This window comes from Mesorhizobium sp. CA16, from assembly GCF_020165175.1.
Classification (GTDB): domain Bacteria; phylum Pseudomonadota; class Alphaproteobacteria; order Rhizobiales; family Rhizobiaceae; genus Mesorhizobium.
Genome location: NZ_JAIUHP010000002.1, coordinates 251709 through 267357 on the forward strand (window position 1 = coordinate 251709; position 15649 = coordinate 267357).

Below are 15649 nucleotides of genomic sequence, written 5' to 3' on the forward strand. Positions count from 1 at the left end.
CCATGACCCTCATTCCTTCCATTGGCCTGCCCAAGGGCCGCGCCGGCCAGTTCGTTGTCGACGGCGTCGCCGACGGCTACGAAGCCTTCGCCCTGGTGCAGACGGCGCAGGAGATCGCGCCCGACAAGCCGGTGCTGTTCGTCGCGCGCGACGGCCAGCGGCTGCCAGCGATCATCGAGGCGCTCGCCTTTGCCGCGCCCGGCCTGCCGGTGCTGGAGCTGCCGGCCTGGGACTGCCTGCCTTACGATCGCGTCTCGCCCGGCGCAGATGCCGCGGCGCGGCGGCTCGACGCGCTTTCGGCCATGATCGCGCTGGCCAAGAAACCGCATCGTGCGGTGATCCTCACCACCGCCAATGCGCTGTTGCAGCGCATCCCGCCGGCCGAGCTGATCGAAGCGCAGACTTTCCACGCCAAGCCGGGAAACCAGATCGACATGAACGCGCTGATCGCGCGGCTGGAGACGTCCGGCTTCGAGCGCGTGCCGACCGTTCGCGGGCTTGGTGAATTCGCGGTGCGCGGCGGCATCCTCGACCTTTTCGCGCCCGGCTGGAGCGAGGCGCTCAGGCTCGACTTCTTCGGCGACACGCTGGAATCGATCCGCGTCTTCGACGTCGCGACGCAGCGCACCACCGGGCAGCGCAAGTCGATGTCGCTGCAAGCGATGAGCGAGGTGGCGCTGACACCGGAAACGATCAGCCGCTTTCGCCGCTCCTATATCGAGGCCTTCGGCGCGCCGTCGCGCGATGACGCGCTCTACGCTGCGGTCAGCGAAGGCCGCCGCTTCGCCGGCATGGAGCACTGGCTGCCGTTCTTCTACGAGCGGCTGGCGACCGTGTTCGACTATCTGCCGGATGCGCCCGTCGTGTTCGACCATCTGGCACATGAGGCGTTGGCCGAGCGCCACACGCTGATCCTCGACCACTACGAGGCACGCCGCAAGCAGGCCGACAGTGCGCTCAAGGATGCCGTCCCTTACAAGCCGGTGGCGCCGGACCTGCTTTATCTCTCGCCCGAAAACCTCAAGGCGTCGCTCGGACCGCGCGAGGACATAGACTTCACCGTCTTCGACGCCCCCGACGTCGGTGGCAAAAAAGTCTTCCATGGCGGCTCGCGGCAAGGCCGCAGCTTTGCCGAGGAGCGCGCCGATCCCAACGTCAACGTCTTCGACGTCGTCGTGAAGCATATTGCCGACGAGCGCGCGGCGCGTCGCCGCGTCGTCGTCGCCGGCTGGACTGAAGGCTCGCTCGACCGGCTCGGGCAAATTCTCGCGGAGCACCATCTCAGCAATCTGAAACCTGTCGCGACGCTGGCCGAGGTCGAAAAGCTAGAGCCGGGGCGGGCGGGCCTTGCCGTGCTGCCGCTCGAATCCGGCTTTGAGACCGACGATCTGGTCGTCGTCGCCGAGCAGGACATCCTCGGCGACAGGCTCATTCGGCGTTCCAAGCGCAAGAAGAAGGCCTCCGATTTCATAGCCGAAGCCTCGTCGCTGTCGGCAGGCGACATCGTCGTCCATGCCGACCATGGCATAGGCCGCTTCGTCGGGCTGCGCACCATCGAAGCGCTCGGCGCGCCGCATGACTGTCTCGAAATCCACTATGCGGGCGACGATCGCCTGTTCCTGCCGGTGGAAAACATCGAGCTTCTGTCGCGCTATGGCTCGGATTCGGCTGAGGCGACGCTCGACAAGCTGGGCGGCGGCGCCTGGCAGGCGCGCAAGGCACGGCTGAAGCGGCGCCTGCTCGACATGGCCGGGCAATTGATCCGCATCGCCGCCGAGCGGCAGATGCGTGCAGCGCCCTCCATGATCCCGGCGGAAGGGCTTTATGGCGAGTTCGCCGCGCGTTTCCCCTATGAGGAGACCGACGACCAGCAGACGGCGATCGATTCCGTCCTGGATGATCTCGGCGCCGGCAAACCGATGGACCGGCTGATCTGCGGCGACGTCGGCTTCGGCAAGACGGAAGTTGCGTTGCGCGCCGCCTTCATCGCGGCCATGGAAGGGTTCCAGGTCGCGGTCGTGGTGCCGACGACGTTGTTGTCGCGGCAGCACTTCAAAACCTTCTCGCAGCGCTTTTCGGGCCTGCCGATCCGCATTGCGCAGGCGTCGCGCCTGGTTGGTTCAAAAGAATTGGCGGAAACCAAGAAGGGCATCGCCGAAGGCACGGTCGACATCGTCGTCGGCACGCACGCGCTGCTCGGCAGCTCGATCTCGTTCAAGCGCCTCGGCCTGCTGATCATCGACGAGGAGCAACATTTCGGCGTCAAGCACAAGGAGCGGCTGAAGGATCTCAAGTCCGACGTGCATGTGCTGACGCTGTCGGCGACGCCGATCCCGCGCACGCTGCAACTGGCGCTGACCGGCGTTCGCGAGCTCTCGCTGATCGCCACGCCGCCGGTTGACCGCATGGCGGTGCGCACCTTCATCTCGCCCTTCGATCCGCTGGTCATACGCGAGACACTGCTGCGCGAACGCTATCGCGGCGGCCATTCCTTTTATGTCGTGCCGCGTATCAGCGACCTTGCCGAAATCCATGATTTCCTGAGGGAATCCGTGCCGGAGCTGAAAGTGGCAGTGGCGCATGGCCAAATGCCGCCGGGCGAGCTCGACGACATCATGAACGCCTTCTACGACGGTCAGTATGACGTGCTCCTGTCGACCACTATCGTCGAATCCGGGCTCGATATCCCGACCGCAAACACGCTGATCATCCATCGCGCCGACATGTTCGGCCTGGCGCAGCTTTATCAGTTGCGCGGCCGCGTCGGCCGTTCGAAGGTGCGCGCCTATGCGCTGTTCACGCTGCCGGCGAACCGCAAGCTCACCGATACGGCCGAGCGCAGGCTGAAGGTGCTGCAGTCGCTCGACACGCTCGGCGCAGGGTTCCAGCTCGCCAGCCACGACCTCGACATCCGTGGCGCCGGCAATCTTCTGGGCGAAGAGCAGTCCGGCCATATCAAGGAGGTCGGCTTCGAGCTCTACCAGCAGATGCTGGAAGAGGCGGTGGCCGAGGTGAAGGATACCGGCGAGGCGCAGGACGGCGGCTGGTCGCCGCAGATCGCCGTCGGCACCGCCGTGATGATCCCGGAAAGCTATGTGCCCGACCTGCAGCTCCGCATGGCGCTCTACCGACGCCTTGGCGACCTCGAAACCACCGAGGAGATCGACGGCTTCGGCGCCGAGCTGATCGACCGTTTCGGGCCTTTGCCGGAAGAGGTGACGCACCTGTTGAAGATCGTCTTCATCAAGGCGCTCTGCCGCAGGGCCAATGTCGAGAAGCTCGATGCCGGGCCCAAGGGCGTCGTCATTCATTTCCGCAAGCGCGAGTTCCCCAATCCGGTCGGGCTGGTCAAGTTCATCGGCGAGCAGGGATCGCTGGCCAAGATCAGGGCCGACCATAGCGTCGTTTTCATCCGCGACTGGCCGAACGCGGAGAAGCGGCTCGCCGGCTCGGCCGTGGTGATGACGCAACTGGCGCGGCTCGTCGATAAGGCCGCGTAACGGCGTCTACATTGGAAGCCGAGCAGCTCAACGCATTCGCCACCACTGAAAAACCCGGCTAGAATAGGCAGTCGGCTTCGTGTAAGGAGCCGCGACCTCGTATCGAGGCTGGAATGGCGGGCAACCACGCTCGCCGGTTTATTTGACGCAATTCCGGACGGAAAGCCGTTACACTTTCCTGGAGTTGCTCTGGAAGGGCGTTGGGTGCAGCGATGACGAAATGGTCGCCGAATTCGTGGAGGGCAAAGCCGATCAAGCAGGTCCCGGCCTACCCGGACCTTGGGGCTTTGCAAGCCACGGAAGCGCGGCTCGCGACCTATCCGCCGCTGGTCTTCGCCGGCGAGGCGCGCAAGCTGAAGAAGCAGCTGGCGGCGGTCGCCGCCGGCGAAGCCTTCCTGCTCCAGGGCGGCGATTGCGCCGAGAGCTTTGCCGAGCATGGCGCCGACAACATCCGCGACTTCTTCCGCGTGTTCCTGCAGATGTCGGTGGTGCTTACCTTCGCCGGCGCGCAGCCGGTGGTGAAGGTCGGCCGCGTCGCCGGCCAGTTCGCCAAGCCGCGCTCGTCCGACAACGAGACGAAGGCCGGCGTGACGCTGCCGAGCTACCGCGGCGACATCATCAACGGCATTGAATTCGACGCTTCCTCGCGCATTCCGGATCCGGCGCGCCAGGAGATGGCGTATCGCCAGTCCGCCGCGACGCTCAACCTTCTGCGCGCCTTCGCGCAGGGCGGCTATGCCAGCCTTGAGAACGTGCATCGCTGGATGCTGGGCTTCGTCGCCGACAGCCCGCAGGGAGAAAAATACGAATCGCTCGCCAACCGCATCACCGAGACGATGGATTTCATGCGCGCGGTGGGCATCACGTCCGAAACCAATTTCGCGCTGCGCGAGACGGATTTCTACACCAGCCACGAGGCGCTGCTGCTCGGCTATGAGGAAGCGCTGACGCGAGTCGATTCGACCTCCGGCGATTGGTACGCGACCTCGGGCCACATGATCTGGATCGGCGATCGCACCCGCCAGCCAGATCACGCGCATATCGAATATTGCCGCGGCATCAAGAATCCGCTCGGTCTGAAATGCGGGCCGTCGCTGACGCCGGACGGCCTGATGGAATTGATCGACCTGCTCAATCCCGAAAACGAGCCGGGCCGTCTGACGCTGATCGCGCGCTTCGGCTCCGACAAGGTCGCCGAGCATCTGCCGAAGCTGGTGCGGGCAGTTAAGAAGGAAGGCCGCAACGTTGTCTGGTCGTCGGATCCGATGCATGGCAACACGATCGAGGCGGCCGGCTACAAGACGCGGCCGTTCGACCGCATCCTCAAGGAAGTGCAGACCTTCTTCGAAGTTCATCGCGCGGAAGGCACGCATCCGGGCGGCATCCATATAGAGATGACCGGCAAGAACGTCACCGAATGCACGGGCGGCGCCCGCGCCATCACGGCGGAAGACCTGCAGGACCGCTATCACACCCATTGCGACCCGCGCCTCAACGCCGATCAGGCGATCGAGCTCGCCTTCCTGGTCTCGGACCTGCTCAAGAAGAGCCATCCGGTCCAGCACAAGCAGGCCGCTAACGCCTGAACAGAGGCTTGACGCCTATCGTCGGAGGCGCTGGCGGCGATGCCGTCGCCTTTTGACGTCGGGCTGATAAACTTCAAGTCGCGGGTCATTCCGGATCGGGCGGTCCGGGCGGATCGCCCGGGAAACTGGTCCTGCCGGGCGGAATGACGGCAAAGCTGATCTCCAGCGGCGGTGCCTTGAGCGACCAGTCGAACGGCACGGTCTTGACCGGCAGGCCGGCGATCCACGCCTGCTGTTGCGGGGAGAGCCTCCAACCGGTCGGCCACACCAGCAGCAGGCCCTGATCGCGCAGGCGCTGGTCCGTGATCCAGGGGGCAAGGCGCCTGTCGAGCGTCGTGAAAATCGACGGCTGGTCCGCCGCTTCCAACCCGGCAAGCTGAGCCACGCCGTCCTCGCCGCCGACGATGCCCAGTGGTCCTGGTACCGTCTCATGCCAGATCGCTTCGGCCGTCTGCGAGATCGATCGTGCCGGCCAGCACATCGGCTGCAGGCGACCGAGGACGTTGCAACCGGTCCAGCGTGTAATCGCATAGGCGCTCGATACGCCGACCACGCATAGCAGTGCCAGCAGCGTCAGTCGGCGCAACTCGGCCGCGCCCAGGCGCTGTCCCAAGAGTGCAACCGCGAGGGCGCCGACCAAATTGTACATCGTCGCGCCCCAGGACTCGCCGGTGCCGGTAAACAGCGAGGCGGCCATGATCAGGAGCGCCGGCCCCAGGCCCATCCATGCCAGGTAGACAATCGCGCGCCGCTCGGGGGCACGGCGGGCCGGTAAGGGGTCTCGTGCCGGGTCGGGCCGCCGTCGCAGCAGGCCGGAAATAGCAAGAACGGCGGGAAGAGCGGCAAGCCCGGCAAGCTGAACGCCGATATAGTAAAGCCGGGCGCGGTTAGCGAGCACCCAGGCGTTGCGATGCTCCGCATAGGTCAGCGGCAGGAAATCGAGGCGGAAAAGCGCAATTGCCAGCGGCGCCGCGAGGCCCAGAAAAACCGCAAGACCGAGCCATGGCCATGGGGTGGCAAGCCGGCTTCGAGCGCGGGCGTCGTACAAAATCCAGATACCACCGAACACCAGTAGCAGAGCCGTCGAGAACTTTGCGTAGAGCCCGATGCCCGAGACGAGGCCGAGGGCGAGCCACCAGCCTGGACGGCCGTCGCGCGCCGAGCGCCACAGCAACCATGAGATTGCGGCCCAGAACGGCATTTGCGCGTAATCATGGTTGAATTGCGGGGTCGGCCAGCCGAAGAAATAGATCGACGGCATCAAGAGCACGGCAGCGATCGCCCGGGTCGGGCCCATGATGTCGCGCGCGAGAAGGTAGACCAGGACGAAAGTAGTCGAGATCATCAACTGCGACAGCATATATTGCGGCCAGCGGAACGAGCCGGTGAGCAGGTGGCTGATCTCGAGCAGCCAGCAGGGGAGTTGCGGGTGCTTGTAGGTCAGCAGCACCCATTCGCGTCCCCACATGAAACCCTCGACGACGTCGCGCGGCGGCCCAACGTTGACGAGCGCGGGCATGACGGTCCAGCAGGCGATCTGGATCAGGCACAAAAGCGCCAGTAACCGCCATGGATGCCGGACCAGACCGTTCCAGATGGAAGACAGATCGTCTTCCGCCGCAGCCGCGGCGGGCCAGACATGCACGGATTCACTGGTTCTCGACATACGGGCCTAAAATCATACCGATGGATTGCTGAACAGTCCGATAGCAAAAGCTTACGAAAAAGTATTCTTCCGCAACATTGTAAAACCAAGATTGCGATGGAACCCGTCGCCGGCGCTTCGGGCAGGACCGGCCGGCCGATCATTGCCGGAGCCCGTCCGTAGCGCCGCGGTTTTAGCAATACAGGTTCCTCCATGCGCCATCAGCATGCCGTCATCCATCATCGTGGGCTCGATTTCTGGTCGGCGCGCGCCGCGGTTCTCGTCGTCATCTGCCTGCAGCTTCTGGTCATCAACAACCTGTCCTTCGGTCCGCGCTGGCTGGCCCCTACAGTGGAGGCGGCGCTGCTGGCGCCCCTGTCGATCGCGACGGCCTGGACGCAAATGGCGACGCGCAATGCCGTCGACCATGAGCATTGGTACGCGATCGGCCGATTGCGCCTCTATATCCGCCGCGCAGCATTGGTGATGACCGGCGTCATCAGCATCATGAATTGCGGGTCGCTGGTCTTCCTGGTGCGGGCGTTGCTGGAAGGGCATGCTGGGGCCGGCACGACGCTGCTCGTCGACGCGCTCAACATCTGGGTCACCAATGTGATTGTCTTTGCGCTATGGTTCTGGAGCACCGACCGGGGCGGCCCGCCGACCTGCGGGCTGGTCAAGCGCGCGCAGGCAGACTTCCTGTTTCCGCAAATGACGCTGCCAGATCGCGAGATACAGGGCTGGCTGCCGGGCTTCGTCGACTATGTCTTCCTGGCTTTCACCAATGCCACGGCGTTCTCGCCGACCGACACCTTGCCGCTCACGCAGCGCGCGAAGCTCCTGATGATGGCCGAAGCGATGATCTCGCTCCTGACCATAGCGCTGGTGGCGGCGCGTGCCGTCAACATCCTGGCCTAAACTGTATCGATATTCAGGAGAGGTCGGCCTGCGAATGACGGCCTCCTGCGCTTCCGGCCTTCGCCGGCCGAAGCATGCATTTGGGAGAGTTGCATAGCAGGTAAGGCTACGGCCGGCGTAGGCCGGTTCTCGGAAGCCACCATTCTTGGCTCATCCGGACCTGAATCTCGATACAGTTTTCGGAGTTCAGTAGCCGCGCTCCCAGCGCATGCCGGCCAATCGGGGATCGGCAAAGGCGGTGCGTGAGAATTCCAGCCGCTTGTCCGGGAATTCGCAGATCGCCTGAAGGCCGAAAGAGCCGATCCGGATGCGCCAGGTCTGCGGCTCCAGCGGTTTTGCCTTGGCAAAGCCCTTGCACGTCAACAGCGCGATATTGACGCCCTTGGGATCGCGCGCCGAGCGATAGCGGATCGCCTGCAGCTCGGCCTCACGCGCGACGTCGGCGATCGCCTGGCAGGCGGTGTAGTCGGTGGCGTGCGTCCAGGCCTTCTCGTCGCGATCGAGCGGCGGCCGTGTCAGGTCGACTGCGCGGTCGCATTTTATCGCGGCGGCGAAGGCGGTGTATTCCGCCGCGTCGCTCGGCCATTGCGTCGCCGGCGACTCCGCAAAAAACAGCAAGCGGTAGAAGGCCATCTCCGCCACCGCCGTCAGCACCGTCTCGGCAGCGTAGTAGACGCCTTTCGTCTTGCCGGCGCGGCGGAAGCGGGAGCCGTACGGATAGACGGAGCCGTAGCGAAAAGGCGTCGCCAACAGATAGTGGAGATGGCGGCACTCAAGCGGGATCCGCGGCTTGGTGTCCTCGATGAGATCCTCAAGCAGCGCCTGCTCGTCGAGCGTGTCGATGAGCTTAAGGGTCGAGACGCGGTGCTGCGCCTCGACCATCCGCCAGTACTTGCCTTCGAGCCGGACGGCCTCAGACGAGAGCGCGCCGGGAGTCCAGGTAGGCAATGACATCGACAAGTCCGGCAATCGTCAGGATTTTTTCGAGCGGCGTGCCGTCGAGCGTGGTGTTGGGATTCTTCAGCCACGCCCGGGCGACTGTCTCGTCGCCGCCGACGATGGCGTCGAGCGAGCGGAACAGGCGCACGAACAGCACCGCCAATTCGAACGGCTTGGTGCCGCGTTCAAGCAGGAATTCCTGCCGGCGCATGCGCGAGACCGTTGCTTCCGACACGCCGATGACCAAGGCAAGCGTCCTGGCGGTGATATCGAGCAGGTCGGCCGCGCGCAGCGTGGCCTTGGTAATGACGGCATTTTCGGCCGCCGTCGCGGCCGCGACTGGACGTTGCATAAGCGCACCCATTCATTTCTGTGGAAAATATAATCCACAAAAATTCGCCTGGAAAGGGGTGTGTCAGTCTTTCTTGTAAAGCAGCCAGCTTTTGCCAGCCCGGCTGACCGTGGCCGAGTGCTTTGTCACACGGTTGCGGCCGCCGACCTTGGAGCGGTAAAGCGCCTGGTCGGCCTTGGTGTAGAGATCCTCGGGGTTTTCCGCCTCCGAGGCCATGCAGATGCCCATCGATACGGTAACGGTGCCGTAGTTCATGCCGGTCTGGCTGCTGGTGAACGGTGTCTGCTCGATTAGCGCGCGGATGCGCTCGGCGATCTCGTATGTGGCTTCCTCGCTGGCGCCTTCGACGATAAGCGCGAACTCCTCGCCGCCGGTTCGCGCGACAAATATGTCGGCACGCACGCTGGACTGGAAGATCTCGGCGATGATCTGCAGGATCCTGTCGCCGACCGGGTGGCCATAGCGATCGTTTATGTCCTTGAAATGATCGATATCGGCAAGGATCAAGGCGTTGAACAATATGCCGCGGTTGCTGTTGTAGATCCGGGTGATCTCCTTGTCGAAGGCGCGGCGGTTCCACAGCTGCGTAAGCGGGTCGGTGTCGGCGAGCCGCTTGTATTCCTCGAGCTTCGACTTGACGCTTTCAAGCTCGGCTGTCTTTTCGCTGAGCGTGCTGGCGATCTGACGGCCATGGTCGATCGTCGAGCTGGTGGCGGCCGACATCGCGCCTGCGATCTTCTGCAGGAGTTCTTGCGAAAGCAGGCTGCGATTGCTCAGGCCGCTCGAGGTCTCGTCGAGGATGCGGCCATACTTCTCGATATGCGAGCGCTCGCTGCGCAACAGGGCAGCGATGTCCTCGAGCTCCTTGGCAACCACCTCACGGGCGTGCTCGACAATGGCGGGGCCGTGGTGCTGCGGGAAGAAGCTCCGTCCGATGCGGTCGAGATCTTCCTGGGTTGGGCGGTTGCTCAACGAGACGACGGCAAGGCTGAGTTCGCGATTGCTGCTGCTGAGCGCCTCGTAGAAGATTTCATAGTTACGCGGCAGGCCAAGCACGCCGAGCTGTCGCATCGTCGTCACGACGGTGCTGGCGATGTCGGTATTCCTGTCGGTCGGAATGGCTGCCGGCTTCATGTCTGTTCACTGCCCCTTCAGTGCGACCGGAGACCTGCCACCGCCGGCGTTCGCTCACGCGGGGATTTGAATCAGAATTGCGACGGCGCGTCCCCAACACGACCATCGCTTGTGGGAATCATAAATGCAGTCCTGCTAAAGTTTCCTTAATAGCCTGCATTTCCTCATTGTCCTTGCTACCACAGGGTGCAAAGCGGTGCAGGGGCAGCTTCTGAAACGCGTCGCTTCGGTGTCGCATTTTCCGGTGCCCGGTCATCTCAAAACTGAAATTCTACATCCGGCAATGAACGGTGCAGACGACGTCGAAGGAGGCCGGAATGGACGACAATCATAGCGGATCGTGCCTGTGCGGGGCGGTGCGTTTCAGAACGAAGGGCCCGCTACGCGGCGTGATTTATTGCCATTGTTCACAATGCCGCAAGCAGAGCGGCCATTTCTACGCCGCAACCAATGTAGCGGACGCCGACATCGTTATCGAAGGCATGGAAAATCTCACCTGGTATGAGGCATCCGACTTCGCCAAGCGTGGCTTTTGCAAGACATGCGGCTCGGTGCTGTTCTGGAAGCCGAAAGGCGATGCATATGTTTCGGTTATGGCTGGTTCATTCGAGGAACCGAGCGGGCTTCGGGGCGAATGCCACATCTTCGTCGGCGACAAGGGCGATTATTATTCGATCGAGGACGGGTTGCCGCAGTTCGAGAAATCGGCGCCGTCGATAAAGGTCGCGGGCGGATGAATTTTGCAGCGGCTGCCTTATTCCCTTGATCCCACCATTGCGATATCCCCTGCCGGTGACTCGCAAAGGGGCAGAGGAATGCAGCGGCTGATCGATGCTTTCATCAATTCAGTGCGGGCCTTCCGCAAGTTGGCCGCCCACGAAAAGGCGTTCCAGCAGGAATTGCTGTTGCTGGCGCTCGCCTTGCCGGCCGGCTGGTTCATCTCGGTTTCCTGGCGCGGCTATGCCCTGCTGATCGGTGCTGTGCTGATCCTGATCATGGTCGAAGTGCTCAACACCGGCATCGAGGCGGCCTGCGACGCAATCTCGCGCGAATTCCACATCGACATCCAACTTGCCAAGGACTGCGGTTCGCTGGCCGTGCTGATTTCGATCGTGATCGCCGGCGGCGTCTGGGGCATCGCCATCATCGAACGCCTTGTCGGCGCGCCGATCTGATCCTCGCGGATTGATCAAGATCCTGCCTGGTCTTCCCTGGCGCGTTCGCGCTTCGCGAAGTGATGGCCTACCAACCAGGCGACCACGGCGATAACGATGCCGACGCCGAGGGCGATGAGCAGGCGCTGATGGCGAGCAAACGCCTGGCCCACGATTTCCTCCGCGCCCAGGCCGAAGACATAGCCGATGCCGCTGAACAGGGCCGACCAGACCGCGGACGAGATGGCATTCAGGATGACGAAACGCGGCATGGACACGGTCGACAGGCCGGCGGCGACGCCGCCGACCAGGCGCATGCCGTAGATATAGCGGTTGGTCAGCACGAAAATGTTGGGATGGGTGTTGAGCAGGCGATAGGCTCGGCTGAAGCCCGGACGCCTGCGCAACAGTCTCACATAGCGATGTTCGGCGAAGCTGCGCCCCAGGGTGAAGAAGAACGTGTCGCCGGCGAAGGCGCCGAGGAAGGCGGCAAAGAAAGTCTGCCAGAGCACGAAAACATGCTGATGAGCGAAGAAGCCGCCCAGGATCGCCGCGCTTTCGCCTTCGGCCACGCAACCCAGGAAGACCGCGATCAGCCCGTATTGCTCGATGAGGCGATGGATGGTCTCGCTCATTCCGTTGCGGGCCGCGCGGACAGTTTTTCGTCAATGCGCCTGATCTGCTCGGCCATGCGCAGGATTTCGTCACGCATGCCGATGATCTCGCTATGGCGAAGCTCGTCGAGTTTTTCATGCAGGGCCATGATCTCGATCTCGGCCTTCAGATTGACCTCGTAGTCATGGGCGGCGTCGATGCGGTCGCGCTCGGTCTGGCGGTTCTGCGACATCATGATCACCGGCGCCTGGATCGCCGCCAGCATCGACAGAACAAGGTTGAGGAAGATGAAAGGGTAGGGATCGAAGGCGTCGCGGGTGAGCAGCCAGGCGTTGCCGGCAGTCCAGACAACAAGAAAGGCCAGGAAGCTCAGGATGAAGGACCAGGAGCCGCCGATCCTGGCGATAGTGTCGGCAATACGGTCGCCATAGGTCTCGTGGAAGGCCACGGCCTTGTTGGTGTCGCGGGTGATGGTGGTGCGCTCGAGCGTCGACTGGAGCACGCGGCTCTCGATCGGACCGAAACCGTCCGGCTTTCGCTTGAGCAGACGGTTCGCCATATCTTCGACGATCTTGTTCATTTGTCCTCTCCTTCGGCCGGGCGTCGATAGAGGTAGAGGCTGCCGGGCCGGACGTGAAGTGATAGATTGCGGCGAACAAGCGGGGACAATGATGCTCGATTTCCAGAAAATCCATGCACGGGCGGCAAAGCGCAAGGGCGGAGAGGCCGTGCTGGCGCAGTTGCTTGGCCCCGCGCCCGATAATATGGCGGTTGCAAAGATCCCCGACGACCGCATCCTCTCCACCATGGCCGAGCGCATTTTCGCCGCCGGCTTCGTGTGGCGGGTCATCGAGCAGAAATGGCCAGGTTTCGAGGAAGCGTTCCTCGGCTTCGAGCCGAAGCGGCTTCTGTTCCAGCCGGACGACTTCTGGCACGAGCTTGCATCCGACAGCCGCATCGTGCGCAATCCGCAGAAGATCAAGTCGGTGCGCGACAATGCCGCCTTCGTCGATCGCGTCTCGAAGGAGAATGGCAGCTTCGGCAAATTCATCGCCTCCTGGCCCGCGGACGATCAGGTCGGCCTGACCGCCTATCTCGCCAAGCATGGCAGCCGGCTCGGCGGCAACACCGGCCAGTATTTCCTGCGCTGGCTCGAATGGGACACGTTTGTCCTCTCTACCGACATGGCGGCGGCATTGCGCGATGCCGGCCTCGACATCGCCGAAAACCCGACCTCGAAGCGGGACCTCGACAAGATCCAGGCGCAGATCAACCAATGGTCGGCCGAGACCGGCCTGCCGCGCCGCCACATCTCGCGCATCCTAGCGATGTCGATCGGCGAGAACCGCTCGGCAGAGGCGCTGCGCGAATATATGGGCGACTAGGTGGTTGGGATCGATCGACGTCCGTCGATCAGGGAGATAGTCGGCTCTGCCGGCGCCGCCGATTAGTCAGGATACGGTCCTCAATCGATCAGGGACATAATCGGCTCCGCCGATTAGTCAGGATACGATCTTCGATCGATCAGGGACATAATCGGCTCCGCCGATTAGTCCTAAGTGGCACAACCAAACGCCATTGCGGGGCGATTTCAGCCACGCTAAATCCGTACCATGACCAAGACCGCTCCCGATATCCTGCGCATTGCCGTCGCCCAGCTCAACCCGACCGTGGGCGACGTCGCCGGCAATCTGGCAAAAGCGCGCGAGGCGAGGGCGGACGCAGCGCGCCAGGGCGCCGATCTGGTGCTCTACACCGAGCTCTTCCTCGCCGGCTATCCGCCGGAAGACCTGGTGCTGAAGCCTTCCTTCCTGAAGGCTTGCGAGAAGGCGGCGCAGGATCTCGCCGAGGACACGGCCGATGGCGGGCCGGGCGTCATCGTCGGCACGCCGCTGAAGCGCCGGACCGGCACGCATAACTCGATCGTCTTCGCCGACGGCGGCAAGATCATCGCCGAGCGCTACAAGCTCGACCTGCCGAATTATGGCGAGTTCGATGAGAAGCGCGTCTTCCAGGCCGGGCCGGAACTGCAGGGTCCGGTCAACTTCCGCGGCGTGCGCATCGGCATTCCGATCTGCGAGGACATCTGGGGCGACATCGCCGTGTGCGAGACGCTTGCCGAAAGCGGCGCCGAGATCCTGCTGGTGCCGAACGGCTCCCCCTACTATCGCGCCAAGATCGACGTTCGCCACCAGGTCGTCATCCGCCAGGTCATCGAGACCGGCCTGCCGATGATCTATGCCAACCAGCTCGGCGGCCAGGACGAGCTGATCTTCGACGGCGCCTCGTTCGCCATCGGGGCCGACAAGACGCTGGCCTTCCAGATGAGCCAGTTCGAGGAGGCGGTCGCCGTCACCACCTGGAAACGGAAAGGCGATCATTGGGTCTGCTCGGAAGGCCCGATGTCGAAGATCCCCGAGCGCGAAGAGGCCGACTACCGGGCCTGCATGCTGGGTCTGCGCGACTACGTCAACAAGAACGGTTTCAAGAACGTCGTGCTCGGCCTCTCCGGCGGCATCGACTCGGCGATCTGCGCGGCTTTGGCCGTCGATGCGCTGGGCGAAGAGCGGTTGCGCACCGTCATGATGCCCTACCGCTATACGTCGAAGGATTCGCTGAAGGACGCCGAGGACTGCGCGCGCGCGCTTGGCTGCCGCTATGATATCGTGCCGATCTCCGAGCCGGTCGAAGGCTTCAGGCACGCGCTGACCCAGCTCTTCGAGGGTACCCAGGAAGGTATCACCGAGGAGAACCTGCAGAGCCGCGCCCGCGGCACGATCCTGATGGCAATCTCCAACAAGTTCGGCTCGATGGTGGTCACCACGGGCAACAAGAGCGAGATGTCGGTCGGCTACGCCACGCTCTACGGCGACATGAATGGCGGCTTCAACCCGATCAAGGATCTCTACAAGATGCAGGTCTACGCGCTGTCGCGCTGGCGCAACAACCATGTGCCGCCGGGTGCGCTCGGACCGTCGGGCGAGGTAATCCCGAACAACATCATCGACAAGGCGCCGTCGGCGGAGCTGCGCGAGAACCAGACCGACCAGGATTCGCTGCCGCCCTATCCGGTGCTGGACGACATCCTGGAATGCCTGGTGGAGAACGAGATGAGCGTCGACGACATCGTCGCGCGTGGCCACGACCGGGCGACGGTGACGCGTGTCGAGCATCTGCTCTATATCGCCGAATACAAGCGCCGGCAGGCGGCGCCTGGCGTGAAGATTACCAAGAAGAATTTCGGCCGCGACCGCCGCTACCCGATCACCAACCGGTTCCGGGATCGCGGCTAGTCCGCGAGATTGCGCCGCGCATGCAGGATGTTGAAATCAGTTTCGACGTGTCGCGGATCGATTTCCGGGCGACCTCCGATCTGCTCATGCAAAGCTATTGGGGTGCGTCCAGAACCGACGAAGCCAACCGCCGCGCCTTCGACAACTCGCTCTGCGTCGGCGCCTATCTCGATGGCAAGCAGGTCGGATTCGCCCGCGCGATCACCGACTACACGGTCTTTGCCTATCTTGCCGACGTCATCGTCTGGCCGGAGCGTCGTGGGCATGGCATCGGCAAACGGCTTGTGCAGGCACTCCTGGATCATCCCGATATGAAGACGGTTTCTCATTGGAGCCTCACGACCAGCGACGCTCACAGCCTCTACCAGAAGTTCGGGTTCCGGGCGGAAGGGCGCTACATGCGACTGGATCGCTCACCCGCTGCCTGAGGCCTGGCCACAACCCGCCGTTGTTGCAAATTCGTCGCAGTGCTTGGACCAGATGTCGTTTTGGCGACGGGCCGACTTGGCGATC

The 15649-nt window shown here is 63.3% G+C and carries 14 protein-coding genes; 8 read left to right on the forward strand and 6 right to left on the reverse strand.

Translation table 11 applies throughout. The annotated features are described in order from the left end of the window. Positions 1–2 precede the first annotated feature (2 nt). On the forward strand, positions 3–3500 hold the full coding sequence (mfd, locus tag LB525_RS04975; protein WP_224543767.1) for a transcription-repair coupling factor: 3498 nt from the start codon (positions 3–5) through the stop codon (positions 3498–3500). Positions 3501–3712: 212 nt separating this feature from the next. Next, a complete protein-coding gene (locus LB525_RS04980; RefSeq protein WP_095765121.1) occupies positions 3713–5086 on the forward strand; it encodes a class II 3-deoxy-7-phosphoheptulonate synthase in 1374 nt (457 codons plus the stop codon). An 85-nt stretch (positions 5087–5171) separates the two neighbouring features. Here the strand turns inward: LB525_RS04980 and LB525_RS04985 are convergent, their stop codons facing one another. Next, the gene (locus LB525_RS04985; RefSeq protein ID WP_224543768.1) at positions 5172–6752 is read right to left on the reverse strand and encodes a glycosyltransferase family 39 protein; all 1581 of its coding nucleotides are present in this window, start codon (positions 6750–6752) and stop codon (positions 5172–5174) included. A gap of 192 nt (positions 6753–6944) precedes the next feature. Here LB525_RS04985 and LB525_RS04990 point away from each other — a divergent pair, with 192 nt between their 5' ends. Continuing rightward, positions 6945–7649 carry a hypothetical protein gene (locus LB525_RS04990; protein ID WP_140840299.1) on the forward strand — a complete coding sequence of 235 codons (705 nt, stop codon included), beginning with the start codon at positions 6945–6947 and terminating at the stop codon, positions 7647–7649. A gap of 186 nt (positions 7650–7835) precedes the next feature. Here the strand turns inward: LB525_RS04990 and LB525_RS04995 are convergent, their stop codons facing one another. The 3 genes from LB525_RS04995 to LB525_RS05005 form a co-directional block, all read right to left on the reverse strand. Then, on the reverse strand, positions 7836–8603 hold the full coding sequence (locus tag LB525_RS04995) for an RES family NAD+ phosphorylase (RefSeq protein ID WP_224543769.1): 768 nt from the start codon (positions 8601–8603) through the stop codon (positions 7836–7838). Next, positions 8563–8940: an antitoxin Xre/MbcA/ParS toxin-binding domain-containing protein gene (locus tag LB525_RS05000; RefSeq protein WP_027166494.1), complete on the reverse strand. Its 378-nt coding sequence runs from the start codon at positions 8938–8940 to the stop codon at positions 8563–8565. Before LB525_RS05000 ends, LB525_RS04995 begins: the two co-directional genes overlap by 41 nt. A 63-nt stretch (positions 8941–9003) precedes the next feature. After that, positions 9004–10074, reverse strand: a complete 1071-nt coding sequence (locus LB525_RS05005) for a GGDEF domain-containing protein (RefSeq protein ID WP_224543770.1) — start codon at positions 10072–10074, stop codon at positions 9004–9006. A gap of 317 nt (positions 10075–10391) precedes the next feature. Here LB525_RS05005 and LB525_RS05010 point away from each other — a divergent pair, with 317 nt between their 5' ends. Beyond that, positions 10392–10811: a GFA family protein gene (locus LB525_RS05010; protein WP_224543771.1), complete on the forward strand. Its 420-nt coding sequence runs from the start codon at positions 10392–10394 to the stop codon at positions 10809–10811. Positions 10812–10889: 78 nt separating this feature from the next. Further along, entirely contained in the window at positions 10890–11249 is a 360-nt protein-coding gene (locus LB525_RS05015) for a diacylglycerol kinase (RefSeq protein ID WP_224543772.1), read from the forward strand. Between the two features lie 14 nt (positions 11250–11263). Here the strand turns inward: LB525_RS05015 and LB525_RS05020 are convergent, their stop codons facing one another. Together LB525_RS05020 and LB525_RS05025 are read right to left on the reverse strand one after the other, a co-directional pair. After that, positions 11264–11863, reverse strand: coding sequence for a DedA family protein (locus LB525_RS05020; protein ID WP_140840291.1), 600 nt, complete (start codon positions 11861–11863; stop codon positions 11264–11266). Continuing rightward, entirely contained in the window at positions 11860–12423 is a 564-nt protein-coding gene (locus LB525_RS05025) for a DUF1003 domain-containing protein (protein ID WP_224543773.1), read from the reverse strand. Before LB525_RS05025 ends, LB525_RS05020 begins: the two co-directional genes overlap by 4 nt. Before the next feature lie 91 nt (positions 12424–12514). Between LB525_RS05025 and LB525_RS05030 the strand changes: the two genes are divergently transcribed. From LB525_RS05030 to LB525_RS05040, 3 genes are all read left to right on the forward strand, one after another. Continuing rightward, positions 12515–13228 (forward strand): DNA-3-methyladenine glycosylase I, encoded by a 714-nt coding sequence (locus LB525_RS05030; protein WP_224543891.1) that lies wholly within the window; start codon positions 12515–12517, stop codon positions 13226–13228. A gap of 228 nt (positions 13229–13456) precedes the next feature. Beyond that, on the forward strand, positions 13457–15136 hold the full coding sequence (locus LB525_RS05035; protein ID WP_224525460.1) for an NAD+ synthase: 1680 nt from the start codon (positions 13457–13459) through the stop codon (positions 15134–15136). Positions 15137–15156: 20 nt separating this feature from the next. Continuing rightward, positions 15157–15564 (forward strand): GNAT family N-acetyltransferase, encoded by a 408-nt coding sequence (locus LB525_RS05040; RefSeq protein WP_224525461.1) that lies wholly within the window; start codon positions 15157–15159, stop codon positions 15562–15564. The last annotated feature ends 85 nt before the right edge of the window (positions 15565–15649 follow it).

Bases quoted from the DNA above. Each gene is read 5' to 3' on its own strand.
- LB525_RS04995 (WP_224543769.1), bottom strand. From the start codon at position 8,603: ATGTCATTGCCTACCTGGACTCCCGGCGCGCTCTCGTCTGAGGCCGTC.
- LB525_RS05030 (WP_224543891.1), top strand. From the start codon at position 12,515: ATGCTCGATTTCCAGAAAATCCATGCACGGGCGGCAAAGCGCAAGGGC.
- mfd (WP_224543767.1), top strand. From the start codon at position 3: ATGACCCTCATTCCTTCCATTGGCCTGCCCAAGGGCCGCGCCGGCCAG.
- LB525_RS04985 (WP_224543768.1), bottom strand. From the start codon at position 6,752: ATGTCGAGAACCAGTGAATCCGTGCATGTCTGGCCCGCCGCGGCTGCG.
- LB525_RS05015 (WP_224543772.1), top strand. From the start codon at position 10,890: ATGCAGCGGCTGATCGATGCTTTCATCAATTCAGTGCGGGCCTTCCGC.
- LB525_RS05005 (WP_224543770.1), bottom strand. From the start codon at position 10,074: ATGAAGCCGGCAGCCATTCCGACCGACAGGAATACCGACATCGCCAGC.
- LB525_RS05040 (WP_224525461.1), top strand. From the start codon at position 15,157: ATGCAGGATGTTGAAATCAGTTTCGACGTGTCGCGGATCGATTTCCGG.
- LB525_RS04980 (WP_095765121.1), top strand. From the start codon at position 3,713: ATGACGAAATGGTCGCCGAATTCGTGGAGGGCAAAGCCGATCAAGCAG.
- LB525_RS05035 (WP_224525460.1), top strand. From the start codon at position 13,457: ATGACCAAGACCGCTCCCGATATCCTGCGCATTGCCGTCGCCCAGCTC.
- LB525_RS05025 (WP_224543773.1), bottom strand. From the start codon at position 12,423: ATGAACAAGATCGTCGAAGATATGGCGAACCGTCTGCTCAAGCGAAAG.
- LB525_RS05010 (WP_224543771.1), top strand. From the start codon at position 10,392: ATGGACGACAATCATAGCGGATCGTGCCTGTGCGGGGCGGTGCGTTTC.
- LB525_RS05000 (WP_027166494.1), bottom strand. From the start codon at position 8,940: ATGCAACGTCCAGTCGCGGCCGCGACGGCGGCCGAAAATGCCGTCATT.
- LB525_RS05020 (WP_140840291.1), bottom strand. From the start codon at position 11,863: ATGAGCGAGACCATCCATCGCCTCATCGAGCAATACGGGCTGATCGCG.
- LB525_RS04990 (WP_140840299.1), top strand. From the start codon at position 6,945: ATGCGCCATCAGCATGCCGTCATCCATCATCGTGGGCTCGATTTCTGG.